Annotated in this window: 12 protein-coding genes and 1 pseudogene; 5 read left to right on the top strand and 8 right to left on the bottom strand. The window is 62.2% G+C overall.

The genetic code is table 11. From position 1 onward, the window contains the following. Position 1: 1 nt before the first annotated feature. Complete coding sequence (gene rbbA / locus J2X71_RS36845) at positions 2 to 2,722, bottom strand: ribosome-associated ATPase/putative transporter RbbA (RefSeq protein ID WP_310390360.1); 2,721 nt, start codon at positions 2,720 to 2,722, stop codon at positions 2 to 4. Next, positions 2,719 to 3,747, bottom strand: coding sequence for an HlyD family efflux transporter periplasmic adaptor subunit (locus J2X71_RS36840; protein WP_310390359.1), 1,029 nt, complete (start codon positions 3,745 to 3,747; stop codon positions 2,719 to 2,721). Before J2X71_RS36840 ends, rbbA begins: the two co-directional genes overlap by 4 nt. A gap of 305 nt (positions 3,748 to 4,052) precedes the next feature. On the opposite strand from J2X71_RS36840, the gene adhP reads away from it, so the two are divergent. The 4 genes and pseudogenes from adhP (at position 4,053) to J2X71_RS36820 (ending at position 8,001) form a co-directional block, all read left to right on the top strand. Further along, entirely contained in the window at positions 4,053 to 5,105 is a 1,053-nt protein-coding gene (gene adhP, locus J2X71_RS36835) for an alcohol dehydrogenase AdhP (protein WP_310390382.1), read from the top strand. Between the two features lie 322 nt (positions 5,106 to 5,427). Beyond that, positions 5,428 to 6,354 (top strand): DnaJ C-terminal domain-containing protein, encoded by a 927-nt coding sequence (locus J2X71_RS36830; RefSeq protein ID WP_310390358.1) that lies wholly within the window; start codon positions 5,428 to 5,430, stop codon positions 6,352 to 6,354. A 2-nt stretch (positions 6,355 to 6,356) separates the two neighbouring features. Continuing rightward, entirely contained in the window at positions 6,357 to 6,686 is a 330-nt protein-coding gene (locus tag J2X71_RS36825) for a chaperone modulator CbpM (protein ID WP_310390357.1), read from the top strand. Between the two features lie 356 nt (positions 6,687 to 7,042). Continuing rightward, positions 7,043 to 8,001 (top strand): annotated as a pseudogene (locus J2X71_RS36820) (ABC transporter ATP-binding protein). A gap of 137 nt (positions 8,002 to 8,138) precedes the next feature. Here J2X71_RS36820 and J2X71_RS36815 read toward each other — a convergent pair. The 4 genes from J2X71_RS36815 to J2X71_RS36800 all read right to left on the bottom strand — a co-directional run bounded on the left by J2X71_RS36815 (position 8,139) and on the right by J2X71_RS36800 (position 12,230). Further along, positions 8,139 to 9,629, bottom strand: a complete 1,491-nt coding sequence (locus J2X71_RS36815) for an acetyl-CoA hydrolase/transferase family protein (protein WP_310390356.1) — start codon at positions 9,627 to 9,629, stop codon at positions 8,139 to 8,141. A gap of 13 nt (positions 9,630 to 9,642) precedes the next feature. Then, entirely contained in the window at positions 9,643 to 10,467 is an 825-nt protein-coding gene (locus tag J2X71_RS36810) for a universal stress protein (protein WP_310390355.1), read from the bottom strand. Between the two features lie 113 nt (positions 10,468 to 10,580). Next, positions 10,581 to 11,843, bottom strand: coding sequence for a DUF4010 domain-containing protein (locus tag J2X71_RS36805; RefSeq protein ID WP_310390354.1), 1,263 nt, complete (start codon positions 11,841 to 11,843; stop codon positions 10,581 to 10,583). A gap of 30 nt (positions 11,844 to 11,873) precedes the next feature. Next, positions 11,874 to 12,230, bottom strand: a complete 357-nt coding sequence (locus J2X71_RS36800; protein ID WP_310390353.1) for an SPW repeat protein — start codon at positions 12,228 to 12,230, stop codon at positions 11,874 to 11,876. A 188-nt stretch (positions 12,231 to 12,418) separates the two neighbouring features. Between J2X71_RS36800 and J2X71_RS36795 the strand changes: the two genes are divergently transcribed. Next, positions 12,419 to 13,402 carry a zinc-dependent alcohol dehydrogenase family protein gene (locus tag J2X71_RS36795; protein ID WP_310390352.1) on the top strand — a complete coding sequence of 328 codons (984 nt, stop codon included), beginning with the start codon at positions 12,419 to 12,421 and terminating at the stop codon, positions 13,400 to 13,402. Positions 13,403 to 13,657: 255 nt separating this feature from the next. Here J2X71_RS36795 and J2X71_RS36790 read toward each other — a convergent pair whose 3' ends face one another. Both J2X71_RS36790 and J2X71_RS36785 read right to left on the bottom strand, forming a co-directional pair. After that, positions 13,658 to 15,040 carry an MFS transporter gene (locus J2X71_RS36790; protein ID WP_310390351.1) on the bottom strand — a complete coding sequence of 461 codons (1,383 nt, stop codon included), beginning with the start codon at positions 15,038 to 15,040 and terminating at the stop codon, positions 13,658 to 13,660. A gap of 229 nt (positions 15,041 to 15,269) precedes the next feature. Then, on the bottom strand, positions 15,270 to 16,217 hold the full coding sequence (locus J2X71_RS36785; RefSeq protein WP_310390350.1) for a dihydrodipicolinate synthase family protein: 948 nt from the start codon (positions 16,215 to 16,217) through the stop codon (positions 15,270 to 15,272). Between the last annotated feature and the right edge of the window lie 106 nt (positions 16,218 to 16,323).

Here is a 16,323-nt window from a genome sequence, read left to right as displayed (position 1 = left end):
GTCAGGCGCTCCGCTTTCTGAGGGCCACAAGTGCGGCACCGACGAACACGACACCGAAACCGGCAAGGGCGATGAGGTTAGGCCAGAGTTCGGCAAGGCCGAGAGCCTTTGTGATGACGCCGACGCTCAGGGGCTGGTACCAGGCCGAGGGAAAAAGCAGCCCCATGAACCGCCCGGCCCCGGAGAGCGACGAGACCGGCACCAGCAGACCGGAAAAATTCACGGCCGGGACGACCGCAATGATCGCCGTTGCGAAGATCGCCGCCACCTGGCTGCGCACGAAGCTCGAAACGAAGAGACCGAAGGCAGTCGTCGCGAGGATATAGAGGACAGAGCCCGCCGCAAGCAGACCGACGGAGCCCTTGATCGGTACGTCGAACACGATGCGCATCATCAGCACCAGCATCAGGAAACTGACGAAGGCGATCGCCACATAGGGAAGCTGCTTGCCAAGCAGGAATTCGATACGCGTGACCGGCGTCGCCTGGAAATTGGCAATCGAGCCGGTCTCCTTCTCCTTGACGATGCCGAGCGCGGTCATGATCGCCGGGATCAATACGAGCATCAGCATGATGACGCTCGGCACGATCGCATTGGCGCTTTTGAAATCCTGATTATAGCGGAAGCGGCTTTCGATATTGACGGGATAGGGTTGTTCGAAGCGGCCTGAGTGCCGCGCCGAGACATCAGCGAGATAGGAGGAGACGAGACCGGAAACATAGCCGCGCGCCGTCTCGGCACGGAACGGCATCGCGCCGTCGAGCCATACGGAGACCTCCGGCGCCTCCTGCCGCAGCAGGTCGCGGCCGAAATCGGGCGGGACCTCGATGGCCACCATCAGCTCACCATCCTGCAGCCGATGCTGCAGCTCCTCGGTCGAGGCAATCGGCGGCTGCTCCTGGAAATAACGCGAGCTCTGCAGGCTCTCCACCAGCTGTCGGCTTTCTGAAGATTGATCCTGATCGTAGACGGCGAAAGGCAGATGCTCGACATCGAAGGAGATGCCGTATCCGAAAGTGAGCATCAGCAGGACCGGCCCGAGCAGCGCGAAGACGAGCCGCGCCCGGTCGCGCAGGATTTCGATCGTCTCCCGCCGCGCGTAGGCAAAGAGCCGGCGGGGGTCGAAGAGACGCATGGGCTTGGCGGCGGCACCGGCGAGCTCAATGCCCCCGGCATCGGCGTCAACACCCTCTCCCATACCCGCCTCGCTCAGCACCTCGATGAAGGTTTCCTCCAGCGTCGCATTGCCCCGCTCGGCGCGGAGTTCGGCAGGGGTGCCGACCGCCAGCACCTTGCCGGCATGCATCAGCGAGATGCGGTCACAGCGCTCGGCCTCATTCATGAAATGCGTCGACAGGAAAATCGTGACGCCGTCGCGCCGCGACAGCGTTATCAGGGATCGCCAGAAGGCGTCGCGAGCCACCGGATCGACGCCGGACGTAGGCTCGTCGAGGATCAGAATTTCCGGCTTGTGGATGAGGGCGGCTGCAAGCTGGAGACGCTGGCGAATGCCGAGCGGCAAGTCCTCTGGCCGCTGGTCGGCGAAGTCGTCGAGATCATATTCGGCGAGCATCTCGCCGACGCGCCCGTCGATATCTGCAGCCGGCAAACCGAAAAGACGCGCATGCAGCCTGAGGTTCTGGCGAACGGTCAGCTCGCCATAGAGGGAGAACGCCTGCGACATGTAGCCGACGCGCTTGCGGGTCTCGATGTCGCCGGCTTTCAGCGGCTGGCCAAAGAGCTTTGCGACACCCTCGCTCGACGGCAATAGCCCCGTCAGCATTTTCATCGTCGTGCTCTTGCCGCTGCCGTTCGAACCGAGGAAGCCGAAAATCTCGCCCTTCGCAATACGGAAGCTGACATGATCGACCGCGACGAAATCGCCGAAGCGGCACGTCAGGTCTTCCGCCTCGATTGCCGGCGGTCCGTCGACGATCGCACGCGGCGTGACGATCAGCGGGCCGCGATCCAGCTTGCCGGTATTCGGCATCAGAGCCGTGAAGGCCGCCTCCAGGGTCTGCTGCCGAGCCTGCCGCATGATATCGCCGGGGCTGCCGGTCGCGATCAGCCTGCCTGCGTGCAATGCGGCAAGCCAGTCGAAGCGTTCGGCCTCCTCCATATAGGCGGTGGCGACGATCACGCTCATCTGCGGCCGCCGCGCACGAATGTGATCGACGAGCTCCCAGAACTGCCGCCGCGAGAGCGGATCAATGCCGGTCGTCGGTTCGTCGAGGATCAGCAGATCGGGATCATGCAGGAGCGAGGCACAGATGCCGAGCTTCTGCCTCATGCCACCCGAAAGCTTGCCGGCCGGCCGGTCGCGAAAAGGCAGCAAGCCGGTCATTCGCAGTAGCTCGTCCATGCGCGCCAGGCGCTGCCGACCGTCCTGGCCGAAAAGACGGCCGAAGAAATCGAGGTTTTCTGCCACGCTCAGCGTCGGATAGAGATTGCGTCCGAGGCCCTGCGGCATGAAGGCAAGGCGGGTACGGGTGTCACGACGATGGCGCCAATCGGCCATGTCGCCGCCAAGCACCTCGACATGCCCGTGCTGGATGCGGGTAATACCCGCCGCAAGACCGAGCAGCGTCGATTTGCCGACGCCATCGGGGCCGATCAGTCCGGCCATGCAGCCGGCGGGAACGGCGAGCTCGACACCATCGAGCGCGGCAATTTGGCCGTAACGATGCGTCACGGCCGTAAGGCGAACGGCCGGTTCGCTCATTGCGGCAGCTTCACTTGCAGCTCGGCCGGCCAGCCCGACTTGGGGTCGGTGCGGACATAGCCGATGCCCCTCACACCGGTCTTGACGCGCGATTCATAATCCTTGAGCAGATCGGGAGCGATCTTCAACTTCACGCGGAAGACCAGCTTCTCGCGCTCGTCTTGCGTCTCTACGGTCTTCGGCGTGAACTGGGCCTGCGAAGAGACGAAGGAGACCGTCGCCGGCACGACATATTGCGGCGCCGGATCGAGAATAATGCGCGCCTCATCGCCGATCGCCAAGGTGCCGGCTGCACGGGCCGGCAGGAAGATCGTCATCGACACGTCGGAGAGATCGAGCAGCGTGGCAACCGGCGCACCGGCGGCAACGACCTCGCCAGTCTGCGCGAGCTTGTATTCGACACGGCCCCGGCGCGGCGCCTTCAGCACAGCATCGTCGAGCAAAGTTTGAATGCGCACCACTTCCGCCTGCGCCGCTTCTGTTGCCGCTTCCGCCTCGTCGCGGCTTGCGAGCGCTGCCCTTTGTGCAGCCTCGGCAACGCTCAGCTGGCTGCGGCGCAATTCGAGCTGCTGCATCGTTCCACTGCCTGTGTTGCTCATCGATCGCGCGCGTTCGAATTCCTGCCTGGCCAGTGCAAGCTCGCTTTGGCGCTGGGCAATTGAGGCCTCGGCTTCGACCTGGCTCGTCTCGCTGCGGCGAACCTGGGCCTTGGCGCCAGCAAGCTGGGCATCGAGATCGGCCGTATCGATCCGGGCGATCGGCGCGCCGGCCTCGACGATCTGGCCTTCATCGACGAGTACATCGGCAAGCCGGCCAGCGAATTTCGCCGAAATCAGCACCTGCTGGGCCTCGATGCGGCCATTGGACATGGAGACATTTTCGGGAAGTCCTCGGCCTGTCATCTTGTTCCAGAGGGCCTCGAAGCGAGCCGACAAGACCGAGGAGCGATCCTGGGCAAGAACCGGCTGGCCAAGGCCAAGGAGAAAAGCGGCGGAAACCAGGACACAAAGCTGATGCTTTCTCAATTGCGGAGCCTCCAATCGAACCTGCGGACATTGCCGATGTTCGTCCTTCTATTGGCAATCCCGTCCGCCCTCCTTGACATATGTCATGAAGGAGACGGCAGGCATCTGTCGCGGTGGTGCCTGATCGCGGAGGGTCCGCAGACGTATCGTCGGTTCGGGAGCGATATAGAGGCCCTTCAGGCAGCATCCGGACGGGCGCGCCCCGACCTGCGACACCGGACGCGTCTGTCTTGCGATGGATCAATGCGCCGGTGGGCGTCCCCTTCATCATCACGCCGGACAATCATCGCGAAAGGATGAAGATCATGACGGGCAAGATGATGAAGGCGGCGGTGGTGCGTGAATTCGGCAAGCCGCTTGTAATCGAATGCGTGCCGGTGCCAGTTCCCGGACCGGGCGAAATACTGGTGAAGGTGGTCGCCTGTGGCGTCTGCCATACCGACCTGCATGCAGCCGACGGCGACTGGCCCGTCAAGCCGACGCCGCCCTTCATTCCAGGCCACGAAGCGGCAGGCATCGTTGCCGCTCTCGGCCCCGGCGTCACTGAATTCAAGGAAGGCGATGCCGTCGGCGTCGCCTGGCTGCACGACGCCTGCCTGCGTTGCGAATATTGCGAGACCGGCTGGGAAACGCTTTGCGAACATCAGCACAATTCCGGCTACAGCTGCGATGGCGGCTTTGCCGAATATGTCATCGCCTCTGCAGCCTTTGCCGCACGCCTTCCCGATGACGTGAATTTCGCCGAGATCGCACCGATCCTCTGCGCCGGTGTTACGACATACAAAGGTCTCAAGGAAACCGAAGCCCGGCCCGGCGAATGGGTAGCGATCTCGGGCGTCGGCGGCCTTGGCCATGTTGCGATCCAATATGCCAAGGCGATGGGCCTCAAGGTGGTCGCCCTCGATATCGCCGCCGCCAAGCTCGACCTCGCTCGTGAGGTTGGCGCCGATCTTGCGCTCAACGCGCACTCTGAAGACGTGATAGAGAAGGTGTTGAAGGCGACAAGCGGCGGCGCACATGGCGTGCTTGTCACCGCCGTCTCCCCGCCGGCTTTCTCGCAGGCGCTTTCCATAGTGCGCCGGAAGGGTACCGTCAGCCTTGTCGGACTGCCGCCTGGCAGCTTCCCGACGCCGATCTTCGACGTCGTGCTGAAGCGCATTACCGTGCGCGGCTCGATCGTCGGTACGCGCCGCGATCTCGACGAAGCGCTCGCCTTCGCCGCCGATGGCCGCGTCCGGGCCGAGATCACCAGGGCGCCGCTTGACGATATCAATAATATCTTTGCCGGCCTGAAAGCGGGAACGATCGAAGGCCGGATGGTGCTGGATATCGCCGGAGAGACACCGGCGGCGGCATGAGAAACAGCCGCGGATACGTCAATTTTGACTTTGATCTGGGCACATGGCTTGCCGGGTCCTGGCTCCTTTGCTTTGGGGCATGCCACACTCGGCCTTGGGCACGGTTGCCTGCGCGGTACTGCTCCTCGTGCCTTCCGCCTGGACTGCCAGCGAAGAGGGGAACGGCCGGGCGGCGCTTCCTGCCCACCGTAGGAGCTCCGGCCCTTCCAGCCAAGCCGAATGACAGGACGCTGCCCTCCTCCCCTCCCCGACATCGGAGCGGCAACCTATATCAAGGCGGATTGCAGTCCGCAGTATTCGCTGCCCTTACACGGAGACATGTATGAGCCAAGATCCATACGAGCTTCTGGGCGTGAAACGGGATGCCACCCAGAAAGAAATTCAGGGGGCATTCCGCAAGCTTGCCAAGAAGCTACACCCCGACCTGAACCCCGGCGACAAGAAGGCGGAGGCGAAGTTCAAGGAGATTTCTGCCGCCTATGAAATCCTGAGCGACGAAGAGAAGCGCGGCCGCTTCGATCGTGGCGAGATTGACGTCACGGGATCCGAACAGGCGCCCCGCAACTATTATCGAGACTATGCCTCCTCGGGCGGCCCGGGCGACGCCTATCACAACGGCGCCGGCTTTGCCGATTTTGGAGACGCCGACGATCTCTTCGCAAGCTTCTTCTCGCGCCGCGCTGGCGGCGGCAGCCGCGGTGCCCAGTTCCGCGCAAAGGGCGAGGACCGGCGCTTCTCGATGGAGGTGGATTTCCTCGATGCCGTGAACGGCGCCCAGAGCCAGGTGCGGCTGCCGGACGGGCCGGCACTCGACGTCAAGATCCCGCCCGGCACGCGTGACGGCCAGACGCTGCGCCTGCGCGGCAAGGGAGAACCCGGCTTCGGCGGCGGGCCGGCCGGCGATGCGCTGATCGACGTCCACGTGCGCCCGCACCGTTTCTTCACCCGCGACGGCGACGACATCCGCCTCGATCTGCCCGTCACCTTGAGAGAAGCGGTACTCGGCGGAAAGGTGCGCGTGCCGACGCCTTCGGGGCCGGTCAACCTGACGCTGCCGGCGAATTCCAGCAGCGGCAAGGTGCTGCGCCTCAAGGGCAAGGGTGTTGCCAAGCGCGGCGGCGACGCCGGTGACGTCTATGTGACGCTGAAGATCATGCTGCCCGAACAGCCCGACGAACAGCTGACCGCCTTCGCCAAGGACTGGGCGGCAGCCGACACACAGGATCCGAGAAAGAACATGGAGGCCTGACCATGGACGATCGCGAATTCCGTCTCTACCTCAAAATTGACGTGACCGAGCTCGATCTGTGGGTCGAGCAGGGCTGGCTCGCCCCCGATATTTCCGAGGGCCGGCGCCGGTTCCGGGATGCCGATCTTGCCCGCGCCCGCCTGATCCTCGACCTCACACGCCAAATGGGCGTCAACGAGGCCGGCGTCGACGTCGTCATGGAGCTCGTCGACCAGCTCCACGGCATGCGCGGCGCGATGCGCAGGCTTGTCGTCGCCATCAACCGGCAGGAGGCCGAGATCCAGAAACGCCTGCTCGACGCGCTCGAGGAGCTCGACGATAGCGCCCGCTGATAGCTTCGTTCCGGACTTTGACGACGATCAAGGTCAGGCTTTGCGCGGCATGGAAAATGGCGGGGCGCGCAAGCTGCCCGCCTGTTCTGCCGGAGCAGCCTCTCCGCCCTGCCGGGAAACGTCGTTGCGCAGACTTCTGTTGATCATCCTCCTTCTCATGATCGCCAGCGTATTCAGCATCCTCTGGATCAAGCCGCAGGCCGACGGCACGCGCCCTTCCACCCTCAGAACTCGGTGATCCAGTAGCGATCCATTCCTCAATTTTGACGCCGATCATGGCGCAAGGCTTTAAACCGCGCAACGACGACCATGCGGCGATATTCTATTCCATCAACACAGCAGAGGACGAAGGGAAGATGCCGAGAAACCTGTTCGGTTTCGTACTCCTCATGGGCCGTAGCCACCAGACTGCGATCGCGGGCGTTGTGATCCTCCTCTTTCTCGCCGGCACAGCACCGCTGGAGGTCCAGAGGCGCATCATCAATGCCATGACGCAGGGCGCGCCCTATCCCGCCATCCTCCTCCTCGTCCTTGCCTATCTCGGCCTCGTGCTGCTGGAGAGCTTGACCAAGCTATTGCTCAACCTTTATCGCAGCTGGATCGGCGAAGTCGCGATCCGCTGGCTGCGCATGTCGGTGCTCGCTGTCTCGGAACGCTCGCGAGAGGCGCCGCTCGATGCGCTTGCCGAAGGCGTACAGCTCTCGATCATGCTCGCCGAAGCCGAACCCGTCGGCGGCTTCGTCGGCACCAGCATCTCCGAGCCGCTGCTGCAGGCCGGCATCCTCGTTGCCGTCGGCGGCTACATGATCTTCCTGCAGCCGCTGATGGCGTTTGCCGTCGCCATCGTCTTTTTTCCCCAGGTGGGCTTCGTTCCCATGATGCAATCGGCCATTAATCGCCGGGTGGCGAGCAAGATCACCGTCATGCGCCATGTCAGCGAAGGCATGGTCGAGCACGTGGTTACCAGCGAGACGTTGAATGCTCAGAGCGACCGCATCCAGACGCTCTTTTCGACCAATATGAGCATCTACAGGATCAAGTTCACGATGAACTTCCTGATGAACCTGATGACGCAGCTGGGATATGCGGGCATCTTCGCGCTCGGCGGGTCGTCACCGGCAAGACCGAGATCGGCACCGTCGTCGCCTTCATCTCCGGCCTTTCCAAGATAACCGACCCGTGGGGCGCACTGGTCGACTGGTACCGTGACTTGAAGGTCACGCAGGTCAAATACGCCATGATCCGCGATGCGAGCATCGATGCCGCTGCCTTGCAGGACGCTGGCCCGCCGCACATGGTAGAGCCGGGACCGTGAGGAATTGAGCTCGTGGCCACCTGTCCGCCCGAACAGGTCATCGCGCGTCATTTCCGTGTTCAGGTTCGCAGCGAGCGTGGCCAGCACCGGACGGCTGATGCCACCCCTGGCGAATTTCATCAGGTCGCAACGGGTGGCTACGCAAGCATCTTGCCTGTCCGGCGCAGATTGTCGTGCCAGCCGAGCGCTTCCTCAATCAGATGCGGCGTTTGCCCGCCGCGCAGCAGCGCCCGCTTGTAATAATCCGCCAGTGCCTCGCGATAATTCGGATGCGCACAGTTGGCGATGATGACTTCCGCCCGCTCCCGCGGCGCCAGGCCGCGCAGATCGGCAAGGCCGATCTCCGTCACGAGGATATCGACATCGTGCTCAGTATGGTCGACATGGCTGACCATTGGCACGACGCGTGAAATCGCACCGTCCCTGGCGAGCGACTTCGTCACGAAGATCGACATATAGGCGTTGCGGGCGAAATCGCCGGAGCCGCCGATACCGTTCATCATGTGCGTGCCGCCGACATGGGTCGAATTGACATTGCCATAGATGTCGAGTTCCAGGGCCGTGTTGATGGCGATGATGCCGAGGCGGCGGATGACCTCAGGATGGTTGCTGATCTCCTGTGGGCGCAAGATCAGCCGCTGCTTGTAGCGCTCGATCGCGGAAAATACCCGCAAATGCTTCTCCGTCGACAGTGTCATCGAGGACCCCGAGGCGAAATTCAGCTTGCCGGCATCCATGAGATCGAAGGTCGAATCCTGCAGCACCTCAGAATACATGGTGAGATCGTGGAAGGGTGTCTCGGTGAACCCCTGGAGAACCGCGTTGGCGATCGTGCCAATGCCTGCCTGAAGTGGCAACAGGCGCTCCGTCAGCCTGGCATGGCGCACTTCGTTGAGCAGGAATTCGGTGAGATGACCGGCAATCGCATTCGTCTGCGCATCCGGCGCTTCCACCGTGGACGCGCTGTCGCTGCTTTGCGTAAGGACGATAGCCGCGATCTTTTCCGGCGGGATTGGAATGAAGGGCACGCCGATGCGGCTGTCGGGTGCCACGACCGGGATCGCCTCGCGACTTGGCCGCCTGGTCGGGATATAGATATCATGGAGCCCTTCGAGCGCTTCCGGCTGCGACAGGTTGATCTCGACGATCACCTTCGGCGCCAGGATGGCGAAACTCGCCGAATTGCCGACGGAGGTGGTCGGCACGATGCCGCCGTCTTCGGTGATCGCGGTCGCCTCGATGACGGCGATGTCGACGGGTGCCAACTGGCCGCTGCGCAGGAACTCGACCGTTTCCGACAGGTGCTGGTCGATGAACATCACCTCGCCGGCGTTGATCGCCTTGCGCATGACGGCATCGGACTGGAAAGGCATGCGGCGGGCAATGGCGTGGGCTTCGACAAGCGTCCTGTCGAGATTGTTACCGAGCGATGCGCCGGTCATCAGCGTAATCTTCAGCGGATCACGCTTTGCCTTTTCCGCCAATGCCAGCGGCACGGCCTTGGCCTCGCCGGCGCGCGTGAAGCCGCTCATGCCGACGGTCATGCCGTCGGTAATCAGCTTGGCGGCCTCGTCGGCATTGACGATGCGACCCCAGAGCGACTTGCTGCGAAGACGATCCTTGAACATGGTCGGTCAGTCCTTAATGCGACAACAGGATGGGCAGCGTGATATTGGTCAGCACGGCGTCGGTTGCGCCGCCGAGCACGAATTCACGCAGACGCGAATGGCCGAAGCCGCCCATGACGAGCAGATCGGCACGCCACTCGAAGGCTTTGGTCTGCAAGACTTCGCCAATCGGCTCGCTGCCTGCATGCGCCCGCACCGTCTCCGCCATCACCCCGCTCTTGAGCAGATTTTCGACAAGATGGTCGCCCGTATCGAATTTGACCGGCTTCTCGTCGATGACGGAGAGCAGGCAGACCTTGGATGCCCGCTCCAGGAAGGGCGAGGCGTCATGGGCAGCGCGCGCGGCGGCCCTGCTGCCGTCCCAGGCGATAGCGACGTGAGCCAGCCTCCCGCCGAACGGTGCGGCGGGATAAAGGATGAGCGGCCTGCCGGAGGCAAACAGGACTGCCTCAACGATCGGGCGGGAGACACCCGCCAATTCCAGAAGCACGAGATCATAGGCACGCGATGTTTCCGCAAGCGCTTCAGCGACGAAAGGCTCACCCGCCTTGATCTCGCGCAGACGCACATCGACGGAAGCGGCCTTCGCCTGATCGAGCGCCTTTTGGGTCAGGACCGAGGCGCGCTTACGGCTGAGAGCCTCGGCATCCCGCGCCATCTTCGCGGCGTCGATGATCAGCGACGATAGCGCATTGGAAACATCGGGAATCGTGATCTCCACCGCACAGACGGTGAGTGTCGCCTGCATGTGGTGAGCAAGTGCGACCGCATTGGCGATCATGAACTCGGAAGTCATATCCGGATAGGTGAGGAGTGGAAGAAAGAGGTGTTGTTTCATTGGGAGACCCCCGAACGGAAAACGATGAGACCAGATCCTCAACACTCTCGCATCCCTTCGAAGCCTCGCATTGACATGTCTCAATTCTCGGAGGCAGTCGTCACGGCGAGCACTCATGTCAGAAGAAAGCCCGCAAGTCCGGCAAGAGCCGCCGCTGCGGTTGCGATCGCCAGACGAACCGCGTAGGCGAGGCTCCCCATGACTGCTGCAAGAACAGCTTTTGCGAGAAGATTGGCGAAAGCCGCGACCGCTATGGCGCGGGCGGCCGCATCCGCGGAGAGCTGGATCGACGTCAGTTTCGCAACCGAAAGCGTTATCGCGTCGAGATCGCCCAATCCTGTCACGAAGGCGAGGACCGGCAGCGATCTTGTTCCAAAGACGACCAGGGTCGCCCGCGTCAGGATTGTCACGACGGCAAGAACAAGAGCAAAACGCAGCGCCACCATAACCTCGAGCGGGTTTCGCGGCGAGAAGTTGGAACTGTCTTCCGGACGCCGTAGCGCCCCGGCGAGGCCGCCACCGATAGCAAAGACTGCCGCCGCTGGAGCGAGCAATGGCGCAAGCTCCCACAGAACCGCTGGCGCAATCACGCCGCAGATCAGAAGCGCCCGGGTGAGGGATACCGCTCCAGCCAGCATCGCCCCTGCAGAAAGCAGGGACGAGAGCGCAGGTACCTGGATCGACTGGCGAGCAAAGGAAAGTGTCAACGCCGTCGAGGAAACGATGCCGCCGCTTGCGCCGGTCATCAGGATTCCGGCGCGTGCGCCGCTGATCTTGATCAGGATGTAACCAAAAAAAGAGACGGCGCCCACGAGGATCGTCATCATCCAGAGCTCGAAGGGATTGATCGCCTGCCAGGGATCGATCGGCTTGTCGGGCAGGATGGGCAAGATGACGACCGTCATCGTCAGCAGGATCAAGGCGGCCCTGAGTTCGAGCCAGGTCAGCCGCCGAAGAAACCCATGCAACGGTTCGCGTGCCGCCAGAAGCACCGTTATTGCAACGGCACTCGCCGCAGTCGTCGTCATGTCGGCAACTACGGCGCTGAAACCAAGCACGAAAACCGATATCGCGGCAATGGCAGCGGTCGCGCTGTAATCCTCGTCGCGCGCCGCCTGCATGGAGCTGAAAACGAGAATTGTGATGCAAAAGAACACAAAGACCGTCGTCGGCAGGATCGGTCCTGTTGCGGGCTGAAGGAAGCCGCATAGGCCACCAAGGAAACTTGAAAGGCCATAGGTGCGAATGCCTGCGACCCTTCCGCCCGGTGCCGCCTCTCGCTCCTGCCAGCCGCGCTCGATACCGACCAGGATGCCGATCGCAAGCGCCAGGCTGAGGCGCTGGAATGCTTCCGTTGTCATCAGCAATGTCATCATTGGCTGGTCCAGTCCTCGCCGGCCTGTTCTTCAGCGACGCTCGGACGGTTTCGTGCCGTAAAGTGCCGATATGCCGAGGACGACGAGAAGAATGCCGCAGATCAATGCATTCCAAACAAAGGGCCGCTTTTCGACGTCATGGAGCATCCATGGCGAAGCGATAAGCCAGATACCGATCAGGAGGTTAACCCATTCCTCCCATAAGCGGTAGGATGCGAGTGCCGTCGCGCAAAGGATGGCGACGGCAACTCCACAGACAAGGAAATTCCACGCCGCCGCACCGAGAGGAACGGAATCCGGGCTGAAGCTTCCGAGTGCCCAGGGGGCGGCGATGAGCCATATCCCGACGATAAAGGCGGCGTGGTCTTGCCAGCGACGACGATCCATTTCTAGGTCTCCCTGCTCCTGCAAAGCCAATCACGACACGCAGCTCGGCTCATTGAGCTGGATCAACATCTCCCGTGAAGGGAACTCTCCATAAGAGCGAGGAACGGGCGCGAGCCGTCTTTGACAACCGTCAATGCCGGTTTGCCGCGATTTCAGGATCATGGCATCATGAAGATGAGGAACGGTTGATGAAAGCTATGATCCTTGAGGCAATCGGGATGCCCCTGCGTCCGGTCGACCGGCCGGATCCCGTGCCCGCAAAAGGACAATTGATGCTGAGGGTCGAAGCCTGCGCGGTGTGCAGGACCGATCTTCATGTCTGCGACGGCGATCTTGCGAACCCGAAGCTGCCGCTCGTTCCCGGCCATGAGATCGTCGGCATCGTCGAGACTGTCGGGGAAGGAATAGCGCCGTCGCGCGTGGGGCAAAGGGTCGGCGTGCCCTGGCTTGGTCATACATGCGGCTGCTGCTCGTTTTGCCGGAGCGGAGAGGAAAATCTTTGCGATGAGCCGCAATTTACCGGCTATACCCGCGACGGAGGCTTTGCCACCCATGTCGTTGCGGATGCCGATTATGCCTTTGTGCTCGACAGCCAGGCCGATCCTGTCGCACTTGCCCCGCTCCTCTGTGCCGGCCTGATCGGCTGGCGTTCGCTGAAGAAGGCCGGCGACGGCAAGAGGATCGGGCTCTACGGCTTCGGCGCGGCCGCGCATATCATCGCGCAGATCTGTCGCTGGCAGGGTCGCGACGTCTATGCGTTCTCGCGCCCCGGCGATGTGGCGGCACAACGCTTCGCACGCGGTCTCGGCGCCGTCTGGGCGGGAGGCTCGGACGGGCGCCCGCCCGTCGCGCTCGATGCGGCGATCATCTTTGCACCGGTTGGCGAACTCGTGCCGGCGGCGTTGAAGGTGGTGCGAAAGGGAGGCCGGGTCGTCTGCGGCGGTATCCACATGAGTGATCTGCCCGCAATGCCCTATGCGCTGATCTGGGGCGAGCGAAGCGTGGTTTCGGTCGCCAATCTGACGCGCAAAGACGCCGAGGAATTCTTTCCCGTCGCCCGCCAGGCGGATGTGCGCACCCACACGAAAACCTATCGGCTTGCAGATGCCAATGCGGCGCTTGACGATCTGCGTGCCGGCCGCCTGAGTGGAGCGGCTGTCCTTGTACCTTGAAGGGCACGGCTATCGCGAAGCGGCAATCGCGGCATAATCCGAATTCGCTCGATGCTGTACGACCCGAAACGGGCAAGGAACTGCACCGAAGAGAAGTCTCGTCGCGCCTTTGACGAGTTTGGCCGTTACCTTGAGCGGGATCGAACCCCGGATCAATCAACCGAATCCACCAAACGGATGCAGGATTTTGCCTGAGAAGGCTTGGTGCTTACCCGCCAAGCCTTCTCGGGTCCTTTCGAATGCGGACGGTAGATATTACGGCGACAATTCCTCCAGGACGCGCCCCTTGGTTTCGACCGCGAAGAGGGCCGTTACCAGGGCGCCGACCAGCAGGATTGCTGCGAAGGCGCCGAAAACGTACTGGATGCCCATCGATGACATGACCCATCCTACCGCGATAGGACCGGCAGAGGACCCGAGACGCAGCCAGGCGCTGCCTGTGCCCGTGCCAATGGCACGAAGACGGGTCGGGTAGATCTCCGCCGAATAGAGGTAGAGCGAGAACGTTACGGTCTGGACGATGGCGTAGGCGAGACCGGCGAGGATGAGAACCTGGATCGCCGACGTCGCACCCAGCCAGGCAAGGATGACGAGCGGGATCGGTGCGATCAAAAGGGCGCCTGTATACCAGCGCTTACGGCCGACCTTGTCGATGAGCAGTGCGCAGATAACGGCCGCAATCACGCCACCGACCGAGGTGACGAAGCCGTAGAAAATACTGGTTTCAAGCGGCAGGTTGAACGTCTGGCGATAGAGGGTCGGAAGCCAGGTGATCGTGCCATTGGCGACCATATAGGCGCAGAACCACATGGCCCAGATCGACAGCGTGCGCTTCAGGTAAATGCCCTGGAAAAGTTCGCGCCAGTCGGATCTGCGGCGGGCAGGAGCGGCCACGACTTTCGGCTCCGGCAGTTCCTTGCCGCCGGCACGGGCGCTGTTCTCCAACTTGGTGACAATACGGTCGGCTTCTTCATAGCGGCCGTTGGCGACCAGCCAGCGGGGAGATTCATGGAGGAACCAGCGCAGGGGGATCATGAGGATTGCAGGGACCAGGCCGACGACAAACATCGCCTTCCAGCCGTAGACTGGGACCATGAAGTAGCCGATCAGGCCCGCGCCGACGAGGCCGAGAAGGAACATGACCTCAAACAGCAGGAAAAAGCGGCCGCGCCCCTTCGAGCCGATCAGTTCGTTGATATAGGCACTGGCGACCGGAACTTCGCCGCCGGTTCCGATGCCTTGGACGAAGCGGAATGCCATCATCATGCCGGCGCCGGCCGCAAAGAGGCATGCGATGTCCATGCTGACGAATAGCAGGATCGTAAATAGCAGCACTTTCAGGCGGCCGATCCGCTCAGCGAGCCAGCCAAAGCAGACCGCGCCGATCAATTGCCCGAGGTAACCCATCGACAGGATCATTCCCGTCTGTCCTGGCGTCAAACCCCATTCGCGGACAAGAACCGGCATCGCATAGGCGATGGCGATCACGGTGTAACCGTCAAAGAATGTCGCGGCGCCGACGATGTTTCGGGCCCAGAACACCTCCCGGGTCACTGGCAACCGTTCAAGGCGTGCTCTGATTTCTGCTTGTGGATCGACAACCGGTGACGGCGCGGTTATGCGCTGTTCCATATTCATGTTTTCCTCCCTGTGCCCGGCCCTCTCCCGGCCTGGCTTCGAACCTACACGTTGGATGGCTCACTTCGGGATCCTTTTGGGTGCGGCTGTGGATCCGGAAGCTCTCTCGTCGGCGAGGTATGCATGTCGTAACAGACCGTGCGACTGCGGCGGCGCGTCACTCCCGATGCGACCGCAATTTTCCTCCCCTAAGAAGACGCCCCCGTTCGAACGACGGGGGCTTTCTCAGTCACTCCGCTGCGATCAACTGCTCGACCCGGCCGATGCCCGCGGCCTCGAAGGCGGCGAAGATTTCGGCTTCTGCCTTTTCGCCCAGATTCTTCAGCGGCTCGCGAATGGTGGCATGGTCAAGCACACCACGATGGACGAGCCCGAGCTTCAGGGCCACGGTTCCTTCCATATGGGAGCCACGGTGATAGACAGCACGGGTGACCGGAAGGAGACGTTCGAAGATCTGGCGGGCTTGCGGATAGTTTTGCGCCTTTCCTGCCTTGATCAGGTCGATCAGTAGCTCCGGTGCAATATTGCCGTAGCCGACAAGCAGGCCGTCAACGTCGAACATGGTCGGCAGCAGCCATTCGTCATGGCAGCTCAGGATCTGCAGGTTCGGGTTGGCCTTCTTGAGTTGCGGAATCTCGACGTACCAGCGCTTCATGTTGCGGACGCCGTTCTTGGTGGCAACGACCCCGTCCTGGGTCGCAATCGCAAGCTGCGTGTCGATATCGTAGGAGGCCTTTGTGGCATCCGGATACTGGAACAGGATGCACTGCAGGCCTGATTCTTGCCAAATCGCCTTGTAGCGATCCTGCGGCGCGCCTTTTTGAAACCCGAAACGCAGCCAGCCGTGGTTCGGGTAGACCAGCGCGCCGGTCGCGCCCGCAGCCTTGCACTTCTTGGCTTCTTCCGCCGCAACCTTTGTGCCCTCACCGGTGATACCTGCAATGATGGGAAGTTGACCATTGACCGCTTCAACATAGGTGCGGATGAGCTTCAGGCGCTCTTCCTCGGTCAGGAACGTACCTTCGCCGGCATGGCCAAGAATGACGAGGCTCTTCACGCCGTCCATGCCGGCAAGCCACTTGGCGATGCGGGCATTGGCCGCGTAGTCGACCTCTCCGTCGCGCGTGAATGCGGTGACGGGTGCCGGGCTCAGGCCTCTCAAATCCATTGCTTGCATCGGGGTATCTCCTCCTAGATAGCCACTGTCCGCCTATGCGATCAGCGACGGGATCGTTAATGGGAACGTTCCCACTATCGTTTCCGATTTTACTGGAGTCAACAAT

This window comes from Rhizobium sp. 1399 (assembly GCF_031455475.1).
Classification (GTDB): Bacteria; Pseudomonadota; Alphaproteobacteria; order Rhizobiales; family Rhizobiaceae; genus Rhizobium.
Note: the sequence above shows the minus strand (reverse complement) of the source record. Positions and strands in the feature narration are given on the sequence as shown.

What these genes read in the sequence shown, in the direction of transcription:
- rbbA (WP_310390360.1), bottom strand. Translation starts at nt 2,722, where the DNA reads ATGAGCGAACCGGCCGTTCGCCTTACGGCCGTGACGCATCGTTACGGC.
- adhP (WP_310390382.1), top strand. Translation starts at nt 4,053, where the DNA reads ATGACGGGCAAGATGATGAAGGCGGCGGTGGTGCGTGAATTCGGCAAG.
- J2X71_RS36830 (WP_310390358.1), top strand. Translation starts at nt 5,428, where the DNA reads ATGAGCCAAGATCCATACGAGCTTCTGGGCGTGAAACGGGATGCCACC.
- J2X71_RS36825 (WP_310390357.1), top strand. Translation starts at nt 6,357, where the DNA reads ATGGACGATCGCGAATTCCGTCTCTACCTCAAAATTGACGTGACCGAG.
- J2X71_RS36815 (WP_310390356.1), bottom strand. Translation starts at nt 9,629, where the DNA reads ATGTTCAAGGATCGTCTTCGCAGCAAGTCGCTCTGGGGTCGCATCGTC.
- J2X71_RS36810 (WP_310390355.1), bottom strand. Translation starts at nt 10,467, where the DNA reads ATGAAACAACACCTCTTTCTTCCACTCCTCACCTATCCGGATATGACT.
- J2X71_RS36805 (WP_310390354.1), bottom strand. Translation starts at nt 11,843, where the DNA reads ATGATGACATTGCTGATGACAACGGAAGCATTCCAGCGCCTCAGCCTG.
- J2X71_RS36800 (WP_310390353.1), bottom strand. Translation starts at nt 12,230, where the DNA reads ATGGATCGTCGTCGCTGGCAAGACCACGCCGCCTTTATCGTCGGGATA.
- J2X71_RS36795 (WP_310390352.1), top strand. Translation starts at nt 12,419, where the DNA reads ATGAAAGCTATGATCCTTGAGGCAATCGGGATGCCCCTGCGTCCGGTC.
- J2X71_RS36790 (WP_310390351.1), bottom strand. Translation starts at nt 15,040, where the DNA reads ATGAATATGGAACAGCGCATAACCGCGCCGTCACCGGTTGTCGATCCA.
- J2X71_RS36785 (WP_310390350.1), bottom strand. Translation starts at nt 16,217, where the DNA reads ATGCAAGCAATGGATTTGAGAGGCCTGAGCCCGGCACCCGTCACCGCA.